General features: G+C 72.0%; 18 protein-coding genes. 7 read left to right on the forward strand and 11 right to left on the reverse strand.

Annotated features, from left to right (window positions below; all coding sequences use genetic code 11):
- Window positions 1-13 precede the first annotated feature (13 nt).
- A complete protein-coding gene (locus ASD06_RS01825) occupies window positions 14-1,315 on the forward strand; it encodes a PP2C family protein-serine/threonine phosphatase (protein WP_056672328.1) in 1,302 nt (433 codons plus the stop codon).
- A 9-nt stretch (window positions 1,316-1,324) separates the two neighbouring features.
- Here the strand turns inward: ASD06_RS01825 and ASD06_RS01830 are convergent, their stop codons facing one another.
- Window positions 1,325-1,798, reverse strand: a complete 474-nt coding sequence (locus ASD06_RS01830; protein WP_056672330.1) for a nucleotidyltransferase domain-containing protein — start codon at window positions 1,796-1,798, stop codon at window positions 1,325-1,327.
- Between the two features lie 42 nt (window positions 1,799-1,840).
- The gene (locus tag ASD06_RS01835) at window positions 1,841-2,164 is read right to left on the reverse strand and encodes an antibiotic biosynthesis monooxygenase (RefSeq protein ID WP_056672332.1); all 324 of its coding nucleotides are present in this window, start codon (window positions 2,162-2,164) and stop codon (window positions 1,841-1,843) included.
- Between the two features lie 54 nt (window positions 2,165-2,218).
- On the opposite strand from ASD06_RS01835, the gene ASD06_RS01840 reads away from it, so the two are divergent.
- Window positions 2,219-3,196, forward strand: coding sequence for a TIGR03619 family F420-dependent LLM class oxidoreductase (locus ASD06_RS01840; protein ID WP_056672334.1), 978 nt, complete (start codon window positions 2,219-2,221; stop codon window positions 3,194-3,196).
- Between the two features lie 23 nt (window positions 3,197-3,219).
- Here the strand turns inward: ASD06_RS01840 and ASD06_RS01845 are convergent, their stop codons facing one another.
- Window positions 3,220-4,206, reverse strand: coding sequence for an LLM class flavin-dependent oxidoreductase (locus ASD06_RS01845; RefSeq protein WP_056672335.1), 987 nt, complete (start codon window positions 4,204-4,206; stop codon window positions 3,220-3,222).
- A gap of 89 nt (window positions 4,207-4,295) precedes the next feature.
- A complete protein-coding gene (locus tag ASD06_RS01850; protein ID WP_056672984.1) occupies window positions 4,296-5,837 on the reverse strand; it encodes an AMP-binding protein in 1,542 nt (513 codons plus the stop codon).
- 142 nt (window positions 5,838-5,979) lie between these two features.
- On the opposite strand from ASD06_RS01850, the gene ASD06_RS01855 reads away from it, so the two are divergent.
- On the forward strand, window positions 5,980-6,411 hold the full coding sequence (locus ASD06_RS01855; protein ID WP_056672337.1) for a pyridoxamine 5'-phosphate oxidase family protein: 432 nt from the start codon (window positions 5,980-5,982) through the stop codon (window positions 6,409-6,411).
- A gap of 4 nt (window positions 6,412-6,415) precedes the next feature.
- Here ASD06_RS01855 and cofC read toward each other — a convergent pair whose 3' ends face one another.
- From cofC to ASD06_RS01870, 3 genes are read right to left on the reverse strand one after another with little or no spacing between them, the layout of a single operon-like run.
- Complete coding sequence (cofC, locus tag ASD06_RS01860) at window positions 6,416-7,072, reverse strand: 2-phospho-L-lactate guanylyltransferase (protein WP_056672339.1); 657 nt, start codon at window positions 7,070-7,072, stop codon at window positions 6,416-6,418.
- Entirely contained in the window at window positions 7,069-8,781 is a 1,713-nt protein-coding gene (locus ASD06_RS01865; protein WP_056672341.1) for a GAF domain-containing sensor histidine kinase, read from the reverse strand. The genes cofC and ASD06_RS01865 overlap by 4 nt, the downstream gene beginning before the upstream one ends.
- The gene (locus tag ASD06_RS01870; protein WP_056672343.1) at window positions 8,778-9,512 is read right to left on the reverse strand and encodes a response regulator; all 735 of its coding nucleotides are present in this window, start codon (window positions 9,510-9,512) and stop codon (window positions 8,778-8,780) included. The genes ASD06_RS01865 and ASD06_RS01870 overlap by 4 nt, the downstream gene beginning before the upstream one ends.
- 113 nt (window positions 9,513-9,625) lie before the next feature.
- Here ASD06_RS01870 and ASD06_RS01875 point away from each other — a divergent pair, with 113 nt between their 5' ends.
- Both ASD06_RS01875 and ribA read left to right on the forward strand, forming a co-directional pair.
- A complete protein-coding gene (locus ASD06_RS01875) occupies window positions 9,626-12,016 on the forward strand; it encodes a bifunctional FO biosynthesis protein CofGH (protein ID WP_056672345.1) in 2,391 nt (796 codons plus the stop codon).
- A complete protein-coding gene (gene ribA / locus ASD06_RS18670; RefSeq protein ID WP_056672346.1) occupies window positions 12,013-12,645 on the forward strand; it encodes a GTP cyclohydrolase II in 633 nt (210 codons plus the stop codon). Before ASD06_RS01875 ends, ribA begins: the two co-directional genes overlap by 4 nt.
- Window positions 12,646-12,717: 72 nt before the next feature.
- On the opposite strand, the gene ASD06_RS01885 is transcribed toward ribA, so the two are convergent.
- Window positions 12,718-13,107: a cupin domain-containing protein gene (locus tag ASD06_RS01885; protein ID WP_056672348.1), complete on the reverse strand. Its 390-nt coding sequence runs from the start codon at window positions 13,105-13,107 to the stop codon at window positions 12,718-12,720.
- Window positions 13,108-13,219: 112 nt separating this feature from the next.
- Complete coding sequence (locus ASD06_RS01890) at window positions 13,220-13,801, reverse strand: NADPH-dependent FMN reductase (RefSeq protein WP_056672349.1); 582 nt, start codon at window positions 13,799-13,801, stop codon at window positions 13,220-13,222.
- Between the two features lie 131 nt (window positions 13,802-13,932).
- Here ASD06_RS01890 and ASD06_RS01895 point away from each other — a divergent pair, with 131 nt between their 5' ends.
- Window positions 13,933-14,160 (forward strand): Arc family DNA-binding protein, encoded by a 228-nt coding sequence (locus ASD06_RS01895; RefSeq protein WP_056672350.1) that lies wholly within the window; start codon window positions 13,933-13,935, stop codon window positions 14,158-14,160.
- Window positions 14,157-14,585, forward strand: coding sequence for a type II toxin-antitoxin system VapC family toxin (locus ASD06_RS01900; protein WP_056672352.1), 429 nt, complete (start codon window positions 14,157-14,159; stop codon window positions 14,583-14,585). Before ASD06_RS01895 ends, ASD06_RS01900 begins: the two co-directional genes overlap by 4 nt.
- Window positions 14,586-14,968: 383 nt before the next feature.
- Here ASD06_RS01900 and ASD06_RS01905 read toward each other — a convergent pair whose 3' ends face one another.
- Together ASD06_RS01905 and ASD06_RS01910 are read right to left on the reverse strand one after the other, a co-directional pair.
- Window positions 14,969-15,979, reverse strand: a complete 1,011-nt coding sequence (locus ASD06_RS01905; protein ID WP_056672354.1) for a LacI family DNA-binding transcriptional regulator — start codon at window positions 15,977-15,979, stop codon at window positions 14,969-14,971.
- Window positions 15,976-16,665 carry a nucleoside/nucleotide kinase family protein gene (locus ASD06_RS01910; RefSeq protein ID WP_235502177.1) on the reverse strand — a complete coding sequence of 230 codons (690 nt, stop codon included), beginning with the start codon at window positions 16,663-16,665 and terminating at the stop codon, window positions 15,976-15,978. The genes ASD06_RS01905 and ASD06_RS01910 overlap by 4 nt, the downstream gene beginning before the upstream one ends.
- Window positions 16,666-16,695 lie beyond the last annotated feature (30 nt).

The raw sequence follows: 16,695 nt of genomic DNA on the forward strand, positions 1-16,695 counted from the left end.
CTATGCTTCGGCGGTGGCACACGATGACCGGCTCCTCGGGCTCTGGCCGACCTTGCGCGCCGCCGAGGCGTCGTCACCGGTAGAAGCGCTCGAGTCGGTCACACGCGAGCTCGGGACCGCGCTGGGCGCCACCTCCGTGTCGCTCCTCATCGCCGACGCCTCGGGGCGGGCCGTGGTGCGGCTGGCGCACAGCCCGATCGACGAGGCGACCGCCGGTGACGCCGGCGGCCATCGCCGGCCTCGGCGCGACGACGAGGAGTCGGCCACCGTCATCCCGTTCGACGGCGGACCCGCGGAGCAGGCGCTGCGCACCCAGACGGTGAAGGTACTGGCGGTGCCGGGAGCCAGCGGGGCGGGCCGGTGGAGGGTGCTGGCCCCGGTGAGCGAGCGCGGTGAGGCCATCGGTCTGCTCGAGATGGATCTGCCCGCAGAGCCCGATCGGGGGACGCTGGCCGAGATCGGCCGCTTCGCCCACGTCCTGGCGTTCGTCGTGATCGCGAACAGTCGTCACACCGACCTGTTCGAGTGGGGGCAGCGCACGCGCCGGTTCAGCCTGTCGGCAGAGATCCAGCAACGGCTGCTGCCAGGGGCCCGGACCTGCGAGGCCGGTGCGTTCACGCTCTCGGCCTGGCTGGAGCCGGCGGCCAGCATCGGTGGAGACACCTTCGACTACAGCCTCGCCCGCGACCTGCTCCACTTCTCAGTGACCGACGCCATGGGTCACGGGGTGCTGTCGGCACTGACCGCCACCGTCTGCATGGGCAGCCTGCGAGGGACGCGGCGTGAGGGCGGGTCGCTGCTCGAGCAGGTGACGAGCACGAGCGCTGCCTTGGTCAAGCACGCCGTCACGACCGGCACCGACGACTTCGTGACCGGCCTGCTCGGGCGGGTCGATCTGCGCACCGGGTCGTTGGAGATCGTCAACGCCGGCCACCTCCCTCCCTACCTGGCGCGGGACGGTCGAGTGCGCCCGGTGCCGCTTCCGGTCGACCTGCCCATGGGCTTGTTCGCCGAGAGCCCGTACCACAGCACCGAGCTCGGGCTGTCGCCCGGAGACCGCCTCGTCGTCGTCACGGACGGCATGCTCGAGCGCAACGCCGCCAGCGTCGACCTTCCTGCGGTCATCGAGCAGACCCGCTCGCTGCACCCGCGCGAGACCGTCCGCGCGATGGCGGACGCCGTGCTCGAGGCGACGGGCCACGCCCTCAGCGACGATGCGACGGTGCTGTGCCTCGACTGGCACGGGCACCACGACCACGACCGGCGCGCGGTCTCCGGCGCTGATCCGGTGCGGGCCAGCGACCCGCTGGCCTGAGCGGCTCGGTCACAGCGGGACCGCGTCGCGGCGCACCTCGTCGGCCGCCTCCGGCGTGAGGCCGCCGTAGTCGACCAGCTGGATCTTGCGGTCGAGGATCCGCTCGAGGCGCTCCTGGAAGCGGCCGAAGTCGGTGGAGCCGCTGCCGATGGGCGGCTCGACGACCAGGTCGATGACGGAGCCCTGCTGCGCCTCACCTCGAGCGACGGCACCGAACACGGCCAGACGGGCGTACTTGTGGTCGGCCGCGACGGCTCTGAGCACGGGACCTGCTGCTTCGACGAGCAGCTCGGGGTGGACGCCGCCGAGCCCGGTCGCGTGCTTGAGCTGCTGGCTGACGGCGGGCTGGGTGATGCCGACGGCCTCACCGATGAGGCGCTGGCTCATCCCTGCGGCCACGAGCGCGCGCAGCGCCAGCACGCGCCGGAGCCGGGCGACCTCCTCGTCGCGCCGCGCGGCGCCGTACACGGTCAGCAGGTCCATGACCGGATCCTCTCAGGCCCGACACCCGTCGCCCGGGCGTCGTCAGCGGGGGCCGTCGGGGCCGTAGGAGCGGGTGACGGTGGCGACGCGCACCTGGTAGTCGCTGTACCAGGCGGACCGTCCGCGCTCCTGGGCGACCACGTGCTCCGCGACCTGCTTCCAGGCCCGGGCGGCCGCGTCGTCCGCCCAGTACGAGACGGTGATGCCGACGTCCTCACGCGCGGACTCGATGCCGAGGAAGCCCGGCTGCTCGGCCGCGAGCTGCGTCATGCGGCGGGACATGACGGCGTACCCGTGGTCACCCTCGGTGCGCAGCGACGTGAAGATGACGGCCGTGTACGGCGGCTCGGGGGTGCTGGCGATCATGCGCCGATGGTGCCATCGCTTGCGACGCTGCCGTAGCAAGGTCGATCCTTGACCATGCCGCTGATCGGGTTCGGCCTGCCGGTGTCGGGCAGCTGGGCCACACCGTCGAACATGCTGCACGTCGCCCGCCGCGCAGAGCAGCTGGGGTACGCGTCGTTGTGGACGTTCCAGCGCGTGCTGCGCCCGGCCGACAGCAGCCGCGACCTTCAGCACGAGGCGCGGCACAACCCCGCGACGCGCCCCGCGGACGCGCCGGCGTACCGGGCCGTGCACGACCCGCTGCTGCCGCTGGCCTACGTCGCGGGCCACACCGAGCGGATCGGACTCGGCGTGGCGACGATCTGCGCACCCTTCATCGCCCCGGCCGTGCTGGCCAAGCAGATGACGACGCTGGACGTGCTGTCCGACGGGCGGCTCACCGTCGGTCTGGGCATCGGGTGGCTCCAGCAGGAGTACGCCGCGACCGGCGTCCCGTTCGAGCGCCGCGGAGCGCGCATGGAGGAGTACCTGCGCTGCCTGCTCGCGCTGTGGACCGACGACCCGGTCGAGTTCGCCGGCGAGTTCTACACCGTGCCGCCATCGCACACGGGCGTGCAGTCGGTGCAGCGCCCGCACCCGCCGCTGCTTCTGGGCGGCGCAGCCCCGGCTGCCCTGAGCCGGGCGGGACGGCTGGCGGACGGGTGGATCAGCAGCAGCCGCCAGGACCTCACGACGATCGGGCGCTCCGTCGAGGCGGTGCGGGACGGAGCGCGGGAGGCCGGCCGTGACCCGGACGCGCTGCGGATCGTCGTCCGGGGCGTCGTCGAGCTGGTGAACGACGCGCTCGACGACCCGCGGCCGCCACTGCACGGCACCCGCGAGCAGATCCTCGAAGACGTTGCGGCACTAAGCCAGCAAGGTGTCACCGAGGTTTTCGTGGACCTCAACTTCTCGCCTCGGGTGGGGTCCCCGGACGTCGACGCCGGGGAGGCGATGGCGTACGCCGAGCAGGTGCTCGAGGCGTTCGCCCCCGCCTCCCCGACGCCCGCCTGACGCAGCGCGGGGGGGGACGCGCGTCAGGCCGCCTCGACCTTCGGCATGATGTCGTACTTCAGTCGCTTCAGGTCGTCGAGCGTCTTGGACACCGGCACGTCGGCGAAGGGCGGCCACAGCAGGGGCATGGTGAGCCCGGCCTCCTTGTAGCGCTTGAGCATGTCGGTGATCTGCTGCTCGGTGCCAACGAGGATGTTCGACACCTTGCCGTTGTCGGTCTGGTCCGTCGGCTCGTCGGTGATGGTGAACCAGATCATGCTGCACATCTCGAGGTCGTTGATCGACCGGCCGAGCTCCTCGAGCTCTCGAGCGATGGCGGTGCGCCACTCGGTGAGCTCGCGCGGCGTGTCCTGGATGCCGATCCAGCCGGCGAGGTTGTACTTCGCGACGCGGTTGGCCGAGCGCTTGGGGTCACGCAGGCCGCTGAAGTAGATGGGCGGGTGCGGCTTCTGCAGCGGCTGGTGCCCGAAACCGCACGGGTCGAAGTCGGCGAACTCGCCGTGGTACTCGAACGTCTCGTTGCCCCAGATGCCCTGGCAGATCTCGATCGTCTCCCGCACGTGCGCGTGCCGCCGCGGGAAGAGGTGGCTCGCGCTCGAGGCGGCGAACTCCTCCGGCATCCAGCCGGCGCCGAGGCCGACGTTCAGCCGGCCGCCCGACAGGTGGTCGATCGTGGCGCACTCGGCGGCGAAGACGCCCGGCGAGCGGTACGGCGTGTCGGTGATGCTCATGCCGATGCGCACCTTGGAGGTGCGCGCCGCCAGCCAGGGCAGCAGCGGCCAGCCCTGGAACCACTTGCCGCGTGACTCGACCGGCAGCTGCGGTGGGAACTCCTTCATCATCCCGAAGGAGTACTGCAGCTCCCCGCGGTCGGAGGCCTCAGGGACGACGACGCGGTCAAGGGTCCAGACCGAGTCGAAGTCGAGCTCCTCGGCGAGATCGGTCAGGTCGGCGAGCTCCTGCACCGTCACGTGGTTGCGGAAGTTCGGCAGGTAGAGGGCGAGCTTCATGGGGCACACATCTCCTCGATCGGTGCTGTGTCTGGTACCTCACCAGGTGGCGTGAGCGCGTCACAAGCCTTGTGGCGCTCATGGTTTGCTCAACGATGAGCGGTCTGGCTACGCACTCGTTCGCGCAGCTCGCGCTTGACGACCTTGCCGTAGTTGTTGGTGGGCAAGGCCTCGACGAAGTAGTACTCCTTGGGCCGTTTGAAACGCGCGATGCGCTCGGTGCACGTGCGATCGAGCGCGTCGACCGACGGCTGAACCCCTTCTGCGGCAACGACGAACGCCACCACAGCCTCACCCCACTCCGCATCCGGCCGGCCCACGACCGCGACGGCGTCGACCTGCGGGTGGGTGAGCAGCGCCTCCTCCACCTCGCGCGGGTAGATGTTCATGCCGCCGCTGATGATGAGGTCCTTCGACCGGTCGCGCAGGGTGAGGTAGCCGTCGTCGTCGAAGCTGCCCACGTCCCCGGTGTGCAGCCAGCCGCCGCGCAGCGTCTCCTCGGTCGCCTCCGGCTGGCCCCAGTAGCCGGCCATCACGACGTCGCCGCGCACCACCACCTCCCCGACCTCACCGACGGGCAGCTCGCGGTCGTAGGGATCCACGACCCGGACCTCGACGTCCGTGCGGGGTAACCCGACGCTCTGCAGGCGGTCGCGCCGTCGCGGGTCGTCGCGCGGGGCGTGGTCGGCCTTGGACAGGGCGGTGATGGTCATGGGTGTCTCGCCCTGCCCGTAGATCTGGGCGAGGCGGGGGCCGAAGGCCTCGAGCGCCGCCTCGAGGTCCTCGAGGTACATCGGCGCGCCGCCGTAGATGATCGTCTTCAACCGCGAGAGGTCAGCGCCCGCGAGCGCCGGGTCGGCCGCCAGCCGCTTCACCATGATGGGTGCCGCGAAGAACGACATCCCCGGCCAGCGGTTGGTCAGGGTCAGCAGCTCGGGGCCGTCCAGCGCGGCCGACTTCGGGAACACGCTGACGGCGCCGCGGGCCACGTGCGGCAACCCGTACAGGCCGGCGCCGTGCGACAGGGGGGCGGCGAGCAGCACGCTGTCGTCGGCCGACACCGCGTCGATGTCGGCGAAGTAGCTGAGGGAGGCCATGAGCAGGTTGCGGTGCGTCAGGGTGGCGCCCTTCGGCCGTCCGGTGGTGCCGCTGGTGTAGAAGAGCCAGGCCGCGTCGTCCGGACGCCGGTCGAGCAGCCGCATCGGCGAGGCGCCGGCCAGGCGGTCCCACTGCTCTCCGGGCGCCAGCACCACCGCCTGCAGCGACTCCACCGTGTCGAGCAGGGCCTCGACGTCGTCGGCGTGCTCGGCGTCGGTGACGACGAGCCGCGTGCCGCTGTGGTCGAGGATGTAGGCGATCTCGTCGCGGTGCAGCCGGGCGTTCACCGGCACCGCGACCAGACCGGCGTGCCAGGCGCCGTACATCGCCTCGAGGTACTCGGGCCGGTTCTTCATGACGATCGCGACCCGGTCGCCGGGGACCAGGCCGTGCTCACCGCGCAGCCCCGCTGCCACACCGGCGGTGCGGGCGGCGAAGCCCTCCCACGTCGCGTGCACGCGGTCACCGGTGGCCAGCGCCGGCCGGTGGCGCAGGTCGCGCCCGTGACGCTCGACCCACGTCGCGAGGTTCATGCCGACAAGGTCGCCGTGCGTGGTCGGGCCGGTCAAGGCGTCGCGGCAGTTGTTGAGGAACGCGTGATGGTTCGGCGGCTTCGGATCGACGAGGCTGGTCGACGCGCACCGGCCCACCGACCACGAGCCCGAGGAGCGATCGATGAGGCTGACCGAGGACGTCGCACGAGCGCGGTTGAGCCAGCAGGTGCACGGCGTGCTGTGTACCCTGCACCCCGAACGCGGCCCCGACCCGCAGCCCGTCGTGTACGCCGTGACCGACGACGGCCACGTCGGCGTGCCGATCGACACGGTGAAGCCGAAGGCGTCGTCGCGGCTGCAGCGCGAGGACAACCTGGCCGCCGATCCTCGTGGCTCGTTGCTCATCGAGCGCTGGGAGACCGATGACTGGTCGAAGCTGTGGTGGGTGCGAGCGGACCTCGAGCACCTGGACGACCCGCCGGCCGCAGTGGTGGACGACCTCACCGACCGGCTGGCCCGGGCCGTCCCGCAGTATCGCGACAAGCCCTTCCACCGCGTGCTCGTGTGCCGCATCGTCCGGGTGACGGGGTGGGCGGCGAGCGAGGAGGCGTGATGCCTCAGAAGGCGACCTCGCCGACCGGGCCGTCCACGGCGAGCAGCGCTGCGGCGGTCTGCGGCCCGACGCCGAGCGCCTGCGCGGCCCTCAGGTCGTCGACGGTGTCGACGTCGTGGCGCGCGCGGGCCGGTGCGTCGTCGAGGGCCACCAGGCCCATCAGGCGGTGTCGCGCCGCCGAACCCGGGCCGTAGTGGGCGGCGGCCAGGTGCCCGGTCGGCTGCACCAGCAGCGTCGTGCCGGTCGCCGCTCGGTCGGGCACGAAGGCGCCCCGCGTGGCCTGCGCGGCGGTCAGCACCTGCGTCACGTCGTCGGGCCGCAGGCAGGCAAGATCGGCCGGCACCACGGCGACTCCGGCGTCCGGCGTCCAGCGGCGCGCGACCTGCAGCCCGTGGTGCACCGCCGCGCCCAGACCGCTGGCGTCGTCCTCGGCGACTCGCACTCCCAGCTCGCGCAGGCGGTCGGAGACGATCGGGTCCGCCGTCACGACGAGCACGCCGGCCACCAGGGGGCTGCCGGTGAGCGCGCAGACCGTGTCGACGGCGAAGGCCAGCGCGAGCGACTGTCGCTGCGCCGGGGCGAGCGCCAGGCGGGACTTCGCCAGGGCGAGCGGCTTGACCGGGACGACCGCCGTCACCCGGTGCGAGGCGCGCGGCGTCACGGAGCCGTCGCCTCGGCGCGGGGCAGTCGCAGCAGCATCGAGGTGCCGTCCGGTCCCGTGCTGTCGACGCGGAGGTCACCGCCCATGGCGCTCATGAGTCCGTGGACCAGGCCCAGCCCGAGCCCGACACTCTCGTCCTGGGTGAGGTCGCCCGGGCCGCCACCGTCGTCGGGCGCCGGCTTCGGCTCAGCTCGGGCGAACGGCGCGAAGACCCGTGGCAGGAGGTCCGGGGGGATGCCGGGACCGTCGTCGTCGACCGACACGAGCACCGTGGCGTCGTCCGGCGCCGGGCGGGTGCGGACGTCGACCCGGCCGGCGACGTTCCCGTGCCGGATCGCGTTGCCGACGAGGTTGAGCAGCACCTGCCGCAGCCGCCGCCGGTCGGCGCGGACGACGTCGTCCGCGATCTCGTGCGACAGCTGGACCTGCCGCTGCTCAGCCTTGGCCGAGAGCAGGCCGAACACCTCGACGACGACCTCGCGCACGCACACCGGCTCGAGGTCGAGCGGGAGGGCGTTGGCCTCGAGGCGGCTGAGGTCCAGGACGTCGGCGAGGAGGTCGATGACGTGCCGGGCCGCGGCGCCGATGTAGCCCAGCGCCTCGCGCCGCCGCGCCTCGTCGAGGTCGATGGTGTCGAGCAGCTCGGCGAAGCCCACGATGGCCTGGATCGGCGTCCGGGCCTCGTGTCCCACTGCAGCGAGCAGCTCGGACTTGGCGTGCGAGAGCTCCTCGGCCGTCCGGCGGGCCGTCTCGGCCTCGAGCCGCGCCCGCCGGTCGCGTTCGGCCGCGCGCCGCTCGGTCAGGTCGAGCACGTTGACGACGTACTGCTCCGTGCCGCCGGCCCGGTGGTGCAGCAGCGAGGCCGTCACCTCCACCTCGACGTCGTGGCGGTCGTCGCGGTGCAGGGTGGCCTCGAACGTCATGGGGCCGCCGCCGTTGCCGTCGAGGTCGTCGAGCAGCGAATCCAGGGAGCGGCCGCGAGCCGTCATGAGCTCGGCCAGCGGACGGCCGACCAGCCCGGATCCGGCCTGCGCCAGCGTGGTGAGTGCCCGGTTGCTCGTGGCGATGACGCGGTCGGCCGCGACGATCGCCATCCCGAGCGAGTTGTCGTCGAACGACCGGCGGAACCGCTCCTCGCTCTCGACGAGGTCGGCGAGCAGGCCGGCGTGCTCGATGGCCACCGAGGCCAGGTGGCTGAACCGGTCGACCAGGAGCTCCTCTCGCCGGGACGGGCGGTGCGGCTGCGGGTGGTAGACCGCGAACGTGCCGACCGGCAGCCCGTCGCGCCCGTCGATCGGGGTCGACCAGCAGCTGCGCAGGCCGGCCGCCTCGGCGACGTCCCGGAAGTCCACCCACAGCGGGTCGCTTCGCACGTCGATGGCGACGACCGGTGCGTTGAGCGCGGCGGCCGTGCCGCAGGAGCCGGCGCCCTCCCGGATCGAGATGCCGTCGATCGCGGCGACGTACTGCGCCGGAAGGCTCGGCGCAGCACCGTGGTGAAGCGTCCCGCCCTCGCGGTCGAGGAGCAGCACCGAGGACCGGGCGCCGGGGATGAGCTCCTCGAGGGAGGTGAGGATCCGGGTCAGGACGTCGGGCAGCGCGGCGGCCCGGGCGATGAGCTCCAGCACCTCGGCCTGGCGGTCGAGCACCTCGCGCGCGTCCTCGGGGCCGAGGCCGGCGCCGAGGTGCGACAGCTCGACGGTGCTCACTCGGGCTCCACCAGCTGGTACCCGACACCGCGCACGGTGCGCAGCAGCCTCGGGTGCGAGGGGTCCTTCTCCAGCTTGAGCCGCAGCCGGTGCACGTGCTCGGTGACGGTCGCCTCGCCGAGCCACTCGGACGAGGCGTTCCACACCCGGTCGACCAGCTGGCTGCGGGTGAAGACGTGCCGCGGGTGCGCCGCGAGGAACGCCAGCAGGTCGAACTCCTTCGGGGTCAGGTCGACCTCCGCGCCGCCCAGGAGCACGCGCCGGCTGGCGGGCTCCACGCGGAGCGTGCCGACGACGATGGCCTCGCCGGACAGCTCGGAGGAGCTGCGCCGCAGCACTGACCGCACGCGCGCGGCGAGCTCGCCGGGCGAGAACGGCTTGACCAGGTAGTCGTCGGCCCCGAGATCGAGGCCGACGATCCGGTCCGTCTCACCACTGCGACCCGACAGCACGATGATCGGCATGTCCGACCGGCCGGTCTGGCCGCCCCGCACGGATCGCAGCACGTCCAGGCCGCCGAGCCGCGGCAGCGACAGGTCGAGCACCACCAGCGACGGGTGGTCGTCGCGGATCCGGCGCAGCGCGGACGGCCCGTCGTCGGCCTCCACGACGCGGAACCCGGCGTCGTCCAGCTGCCAGCGGACCACCGTGCGGATGGCCGCGTCGTCGTCCACCACGAGCACGACGGGCGCGCGCACGTCGGCGACCTTCTCGGCCGCGGACTGGCTCATGGTGGATGGGTACCACAGCCGACTGAGTGCGGTCGACGTCTTCGCCCAGGGCGTTGTGCCTCCGTTGAGCGCGTGTTGCGGCGGGCATGAGGCTGCGCCCACACGATGGCGGGATGCAGCCACGGTGGGATGCCCGCGCCCGGACGCTCATGCAGCTCTCGACCAGCTCCCTCACGGGACTGGCCCGCGAGCGGCGCGATGCCCTGTTCGGCACGAGAGTGACCTTCTCCCCCAAGGTCTTCATCCCCCTCACCCAGCTGTGTCGCGATCGTTGCGGTTACTGCACGTTCGCCCACTCGCCGCGGACGGCGACGGCTCCGTTCCTGGAGCCCGACGAGGTGCTCGCCGTCGCTGAGCAGGGCGCCGCCGCGGGCTGCCACGAGGCGCTCTTCACCCTCGGCGAGGCGCCCGAGCTGCGCTACCCCGAGGCCGCCGAGTGGCTGGCGGCGCACGGGCACGTGTCGACGGTCGGCTACCTGGCCGAGATGACCGCTCTGGTGCTCGCGGAGACCGGCCTGCTTCCCCACAGCAACGCCGGCGCGCTGAGCGAGGAGGACCTCGCGACGCTACGGGCGTCCTGCGCGTCGCAGGGCATGATGATCGAGAGCCTGCGCGCGGACCTGGTGGCCCATCGCGGCGCCCCCGACAAGCTGCCCGCTCGTCGGCTGGCGACGCTGCAGGCGGCAGGCCGTCTCGCGATCCCCTTCACGACCGGGATCCTGGTCGGCATCGGCGAGACGGAGGCCGACCGCCTCGAGGCGCTCGTGGCGATCGCGGAGGCGCATCGCACGTACGGGCACGTGCAGGAGGTGATCGTCCAGAACTTCCTGCCCAAGCCCGGCACGGCGATGCGCGCCGCCGCCCCGTGCCCGCGGGACGACCACCTGCGCGCGATCGCCCTCGCGCGCCTCGTGCTGCCGGACGACGTGCACGTGCAGGCCCCGCCGAACCTCACCGAGCCGGACGAGCTCGCGGGTCTGCTGGCCGCGGGCATCGACGACTGGGGCGGGGTGTCGCCCGTGACGGTCGATCACGTGAACCCCGAGCGACCGTGGCCGTCTCTGGAGAAGCTGCGCGCCGCCACTGAGGGAGCCGGTCACCAGCTCGCGCCACGGCTGACGATCTACCCCGAGCTCGCCGCGCGGCCCGAGCGCTGGCTCGACGCGGCCACGCGCTTCCCCGTGCTGGACCGCGCCGACGCCGATCTGCTCGGCCGCGACGACCCCGGTGCGCTGTGGCCGGAACGCCACCGCGACGCCGTGAACGTCGGCACCGGCGCGGAGGTGATCCAGGTGGGCCGGCGGTCGACGGCGTGGTTCTCGGGCGCCGGCGTCGACCCGAGCCCGGTCCCGTCAGCCGGTGGCACCGTGCGCGGGCGGGTGCGCGAGGTGCTGGACGGCGTGCGGCTGGGTCAGGACCCGGGCGCCGAGGAGCTCGAGGCGCTCTTCGCCGCCCGCGGCGGCGAGGTGCACGCCGTGGCCGAGATGGCAGACGAGATCCGCAGGCAGGTCGTCGGCGACGAGGTGACCTTCGTCGTCAACCGCAACATCAACTACACCAACGTCTGCACGTTCAAGTGCCGGTTCTGCGGCTTCTCCAAGGGGCCGCTCTCGCTGAACCTGCGGGGGGCGCCGTACCTGCTCACGCTGGACGACATCGCCGATCGCAGCGAGCAGGCCTGGGCGCTCGGCGCCACGGAGGTCTGCCTGCAAGGCGGTATCCACCCGTCGTTCGACGGCGACTTCTACGTCGAGGTGACCCGCGCGGTGCACGAACGCGTGCCCGACCTGCACATCCACGGCTTCACCGCCCTGGAGGTGCTGGAGGGATCGCGCCGGCTGCAGGAGCCGCTCGAGAGCTACCTGCTGCGGCTCAAGGACGCCGGCCTGCGGTCGCTGCCCGGAACGGCGGCGGAGATCCTCGATGACGACATCCGTGCGGTGCTGTGCCCGGACAAGATCACCACCGACGAGTGGCTGGAGGTGCACCGCACCGCCCACGCCGTCGGGCTGCGCAGCAACGTGACGATGATGTTCGGGTCGGTCGAGCGGCCGGCGCACTGGGTACGGCACCTGCTGAGAACCCGTGCACTGCAACGGGAGACGGGTGGATTCACCGAGTTCGTGGGCCTGCCCTTCGTGCACATGGCGGCGCCGATCTACCTCAAGCAAGGTGCCAGGCGCGGGCCGACGTGGCGCGAGACGGTGCTCGTGCACGCCGTCGCGCGCATCGCGTACGCGCGCGACATCGCGCACGTGCAGGCGTCCTGGGTCAAGCTCGGACCGGCCGGGGCACAGCAGCTGCTCGCCGCCGGCGTCGACGACCTCGGCGGCACGCTGATGGACGAGAACATCAGCCGGGCCGCGGGCGCCAGCCACGGCCAGGGGCTGACGCCCGACGACCTCGCGGACATCGCCCGAGCGGCCGGCCGGCCCCTGCGCCAGCGCACCACGCTGTACGGGGAGGTCGCGCAGGAACGGCGCGTCGCGGAGCTGACCTCGTGACCGCGCGCGTCGTCGAGACCGTGCTGCCCACGGAGCTCGGGACGTTCCGGGCCTTCGGCTACCGGGACGCCGGCACGGGTCAGGAGCACGTCGCGCTGGTGCGCGGTGACCTCCGCGACGCCCTCCGCGATGGCGTCTTGACCCGTGTGCACTCCGAGTGCCTCACCGGCGACGCCTTCGCGTCGACCCGATGCGACTGCGGGCCGCAGCTGCGTGCGGCGCTCACCGCCGTGACGCAGGAGGGCGCTGGCGTGGTCGTGTACCTGCGGGGCCAGGAGGGCAGGGGTATCGGATTGGTTGAGAAGCTGCGGGCCTACTCGTTGCAGGACAGAGGTTTCGACACCGTCGACGCCAACCTGGCACTCGGGCTGCCGGCCGACGCGCGGGACTACCGGCCCGCGGTGAGCATCCTGCGTGACCTCGGCGCGGACGCCGTACTCCTGCTGACCAACAACCCCGACAAGGTCGCCGCCCTACGGGACGGCGGGATCGACGTCCGGCAGCAGGTGCCGCTGCTCACCCCCGTCACCCCCGCCAACGTGGGGTACCTGGCGACGAAGATGGTGCGGTTCGGCCACTACCTCGGCGCGGCGCTCACCGCTGACGCCGGCCGCGCCCTGGGCGACTGATCGGGTGCCAGGTCGCGGTGGCGGTCCTTGTAGCGGAGCACTGCGTAGATCGCGTCTCCGCGCGAACGTCTGTCAGTCGTCGGCTGCCTCGGGGCCGTCGACGTTGATGACCACCTCGCCGGTGCCGGCTCGGACGACGACGACCGTGGCGTCCTCCGTCGCTGGGTTTCCCTCGCGGTGCACCGTGTGCGGCGGGACGAAGATGAAGTCGCCCGGCCCGGCGTCGACCACGTCTCGCCCGCCCGGCCCGGACTCCATGCGCATGGCCCCGGACACCACGTAGATGTGGCTCTCGTGGTCACCGTGGTGGTGCCAGCCGGACACCATTCCTGGCTCGGTCGTGACGTGGCCGGCCCACGTGCGCTCGGTGCTGGTGGCCTGTTCCCGGTGCATGCCAGGCGTCGGGTGACCGGCCGTGCGGTCGGCGGGCCGGACCAGCCTCACCCGCGCCTCATCCGCCATAGCGACTCCTTGTGGGCGGCAGGGACCTCGTTGGGAGGAAGGTGCTACCGCGGGTGCGCGGTGTCAAGCAGCGACTCGCCTCCGGACAGCCTGCTCGTCGGCGGCGACGCCGTCACGCCGCCTGGCGGTCGTTCTTCTCGCGCAACGGTCGCAGCGCGCCGTCCAGCCGCAGGAGCTCGTCGAGCATGGCGTCGGCGGCACCTTCCATGACCTCGTTGGCCTTGACGCGGCCGCCGTCGATGAACTGGGCGTGGAACGGGATGTTGACGCTCTCGGTGACGGGGATCATCTTCAGCGTCGTGACGACCTGCTTGAGCTGCTGGACGGCGCGGGTGCCAGCCGCGACACCGCCGTAGGAGACGAAGCCGACGGGCTTGTCGCGCCACTCGTTGTGGAGGTAGTCGATCGCGTTCTTGAGCGCGGCGGGGTAGCCGAAGTTGTACTCCGGCGTCACGAAGACGACGGCGTCCGCGCGCTCGATGATCGCGCTCCAGTCCTTGGTGTGCTGGTGGACGTACTGGCCCAGCCGCGGGTGGTTCGGCTCGTCGTAGAACGGCAGGTCGATCTCCGCGAGGTCAGCCACCTCGACCGTGAACCCACCGTGGCGCTCGGCGCGCTCGACGAGCCAGTTCGCGATGGGCAGGCCGGCGCGTCCGGGGCGGGTGGATCCGATGATCACGGTCAGGTTGGGCATGGACTCCCTTTCGTTGACGTTTCAACAAAACCCTATCAAGACCCTGCCCGAAGCGCCTCCGGGGTCCGCTGCACGTAGCAGCCACCCTGGGGCTGGTGATATCGTGACCGTGATATCGGAGGTGGTCGTCCATGGAGCAGATACTGATCCGCAACCTTCCCGCTGGGACCAAGGCTGCGCTGCGTGCACGTGCTCAGCAGCATCACCGCTCCATGGAGGCGGAAGTGCGCGATCTGCTGGCGCGGGCCCTGGCCGACGAGCCCGTCACGATCGTCGACATCCTGGGCAGCGACGAGGGCGCTGACATCACGTTCGAACCGGAGCGCCTTGGCCTGACCGCCCGCTCAGCCGAGCTGTGAGGTACCTCCTGGACACCAACGTGGTGTCCGCGCTCCGGGTGCGAGGGCGCAACTGCTCTGTGGAGGAGTGGGCCGCGTCAGTTCCCTTGGGCGACCATTTCGTCTCCGCTTTCACCATCGCCGAGATCGAGCGCGGCGTGATCGCCAAGGAGCGTGCCGACGCCGAGCAGGGCGAGGTCCTGCGTCGCTGGTTCGAGGACAACGTCCTGCCTGCGTTCGCGGGTCGTGTCCTGGGCTTCGACTTGTCGGCAGCCCGGATCCTCGCGGCTTACCGCGTTCCGGAGCACACCCCCTTGGACGACGCGCTCATTGCTGCTGTCGCCGAGTCCGCTGGCTTGACCGTCGCGACCCGGAACACGAAACACTTCGAGCCCCTTGGCGTGGCTTGCGTCAACCCGTGGGACGGACCGACGGCGCACGACTGACGCGAGTCGGCCTGGAGCGTCGGTCACTGCTCACGCGCCTCGCCGCAGACGCTTCAACACCTCAGGCCCTCCCACCGCCTCGACGAACGACGGATCACCGCACACCACGAGCTGGTCACGCGCCCGAGACAGCCTGACGTACGGCGCACTACAACTCGGGCACCATGACGCGGCGTACGCCGAACCGCGACGTCGTCCCGCACGAGGTGCTCAACCTGCACCCGGACGACCTGACCCGTTGGACTCCGGTACTGCGACGCCACCGAGGTGAACAGTCGTCGTGGCAGCGTCCTCGTCCGCGTGCACGCGACGGGCGCCGGGCCACCGGAGGTGGACCCGGTCGGGTGGTAGCAGGGCTCGGGCGACAGGGTCGTCAGCGTGGCCTAGCCGGACGCCGCCTGAGGCGGGGCGACTGACTCGCGGCGGTGGATCGTGGGATCCAACCGCACCACCCGCTGTGGCAGCTCAGGGTTCTCGATCCGCTCGTGCAGCATCTGCATCGCCCGCTGCCCGATCTCAGCGAGCGGCTGAGCGGCGACGGTGAGCCGCGGCGACAGCAGGTCCGCCCACGGCAGGTCGTCGAAGCAGACGAGTGAGATGTCATTGGGGACGGCGAGCCCGGCGTCCCCGATGGCCTGCAGCACACCCAACGTCATGGCGTTGTTGGCCGAGAGCAGCGCCGTCGGCCGGTCGTCCTGCGCCAGCAGAGCGCGCGTCGCCGCGCGAGCCTCGTCCCCGTTCGACCGCCCCTCCACCACAGGCCCCTCGGCCAGCCCGTTGCGCGCCAACCCCCGCGAGAACCCCTCCAGCCGCTCCTCGCTCGTCGCCAGCCCCCGAAGGCCGGCCACGAAACCGATGTTGGTGTGCCCCGCCTCCGCGAGCAGGTCGACCAGCTGCGCCGTCGGCTCGACGTTGCTCACACCCACCATGTCGCAGGCGTTCTCGACCTCGAGGAACCGGTCGAGCAGCACGGTCGGCACGTTGCGGCGGTGCAGCAGGCTCAGGCTCCGCTCGGGCTCGGCGGAGGGGGCCAGCACGATGCCGTCCACCCGCCGCGACACGAACGTCCGCACGGCCTCGTACTCCCGCTCCGGCTCGTCGTGCGTGTCGACGAGCATGACGATGCGACCGAGCGCCGTCGCCGCACGCTCCACCGCGCTGACGACCTCGGCGAAGTAGATGTTCGAGATCGCCGACGTCGCGACGCCGATGGTGTTGGTGCGCCGCGACCGCAGCGACCGCGCGATGTCGTCGTGGACGTACCCGGTCTCCTCGATCGCCTTGCGCACCGCGGCCTCGGTGCTCGGCGCGATCGCCCGGGTGCCGTTGAGGACGTGCGAGACGGTGCTCTGCGAGACCCCCGCCGCCTTCGCGACGTCGTGCATGGTCGTCATCCGGGCATCGCCGACCCGACGCGCCCGGCCGACGCGTCCCGGAACCGAACCCGAAGGTCCGCAGCCGGCGCCGTCGCAGCGATCACCGCGGCATTCGGCTCATCGACCCGAGCCACCCACTCGCTCGCCTCGTCCAGCGACCGCCCGTGACGCCGGTGCCGCGCCACCAGCCGCTCGCGCCGGACGCGCTCGTCGACGTCGAGGTACCAGACCTCGTCGAGGTACGCCCGCGCCTTCGGCCACGCACCGTCGTCCAGCAGCAGGTAGTTCCCCTCGGTGATCACGAGCGGCACCTCGCGCGGCACGGCGAGCGCTGAGGCGAACGACTCCTCGAGCTCGCGCCGGAACTCCGGCACGTACACCACCGGGTCAGCGCGCTCGGAGAGCCGGCGCAGCGTGGCGACGTACGCGTGGACGTCGAACGTCTCCGGCGCGCCCTTGCGGCCCGCGAGCCCGAGGTCGCGCAGCACCTGGTTGGCGAGGTGGAACCCGTCCATCGGCACCACGACCGCCAGGCGCGGGCCGAGCTCGCGAACGAGCTCGGCCGCGAGCGTCGACTTGCCCGCGCCCGGCGCCCCGCACAGCCCGATGATCGTGCGGGGAGCCGCGGCGCTGAGCACCCGCAGCCGGTCGGCCAGACTCTGCACAGTGGCATCGACGACCGACTGCGGGTGCCCCTGGTTCACGCACTCTCCTTCATCCGCGACCCAGGCTGG

This window comes from Angustibacter sp. Root456 (assembly GCF_001426435.1).
Lineage (GTDB): Bacteria > Actinomycetota > Actinomycetes > Actinomycetales > Angustibacteraceae > Angustibacter.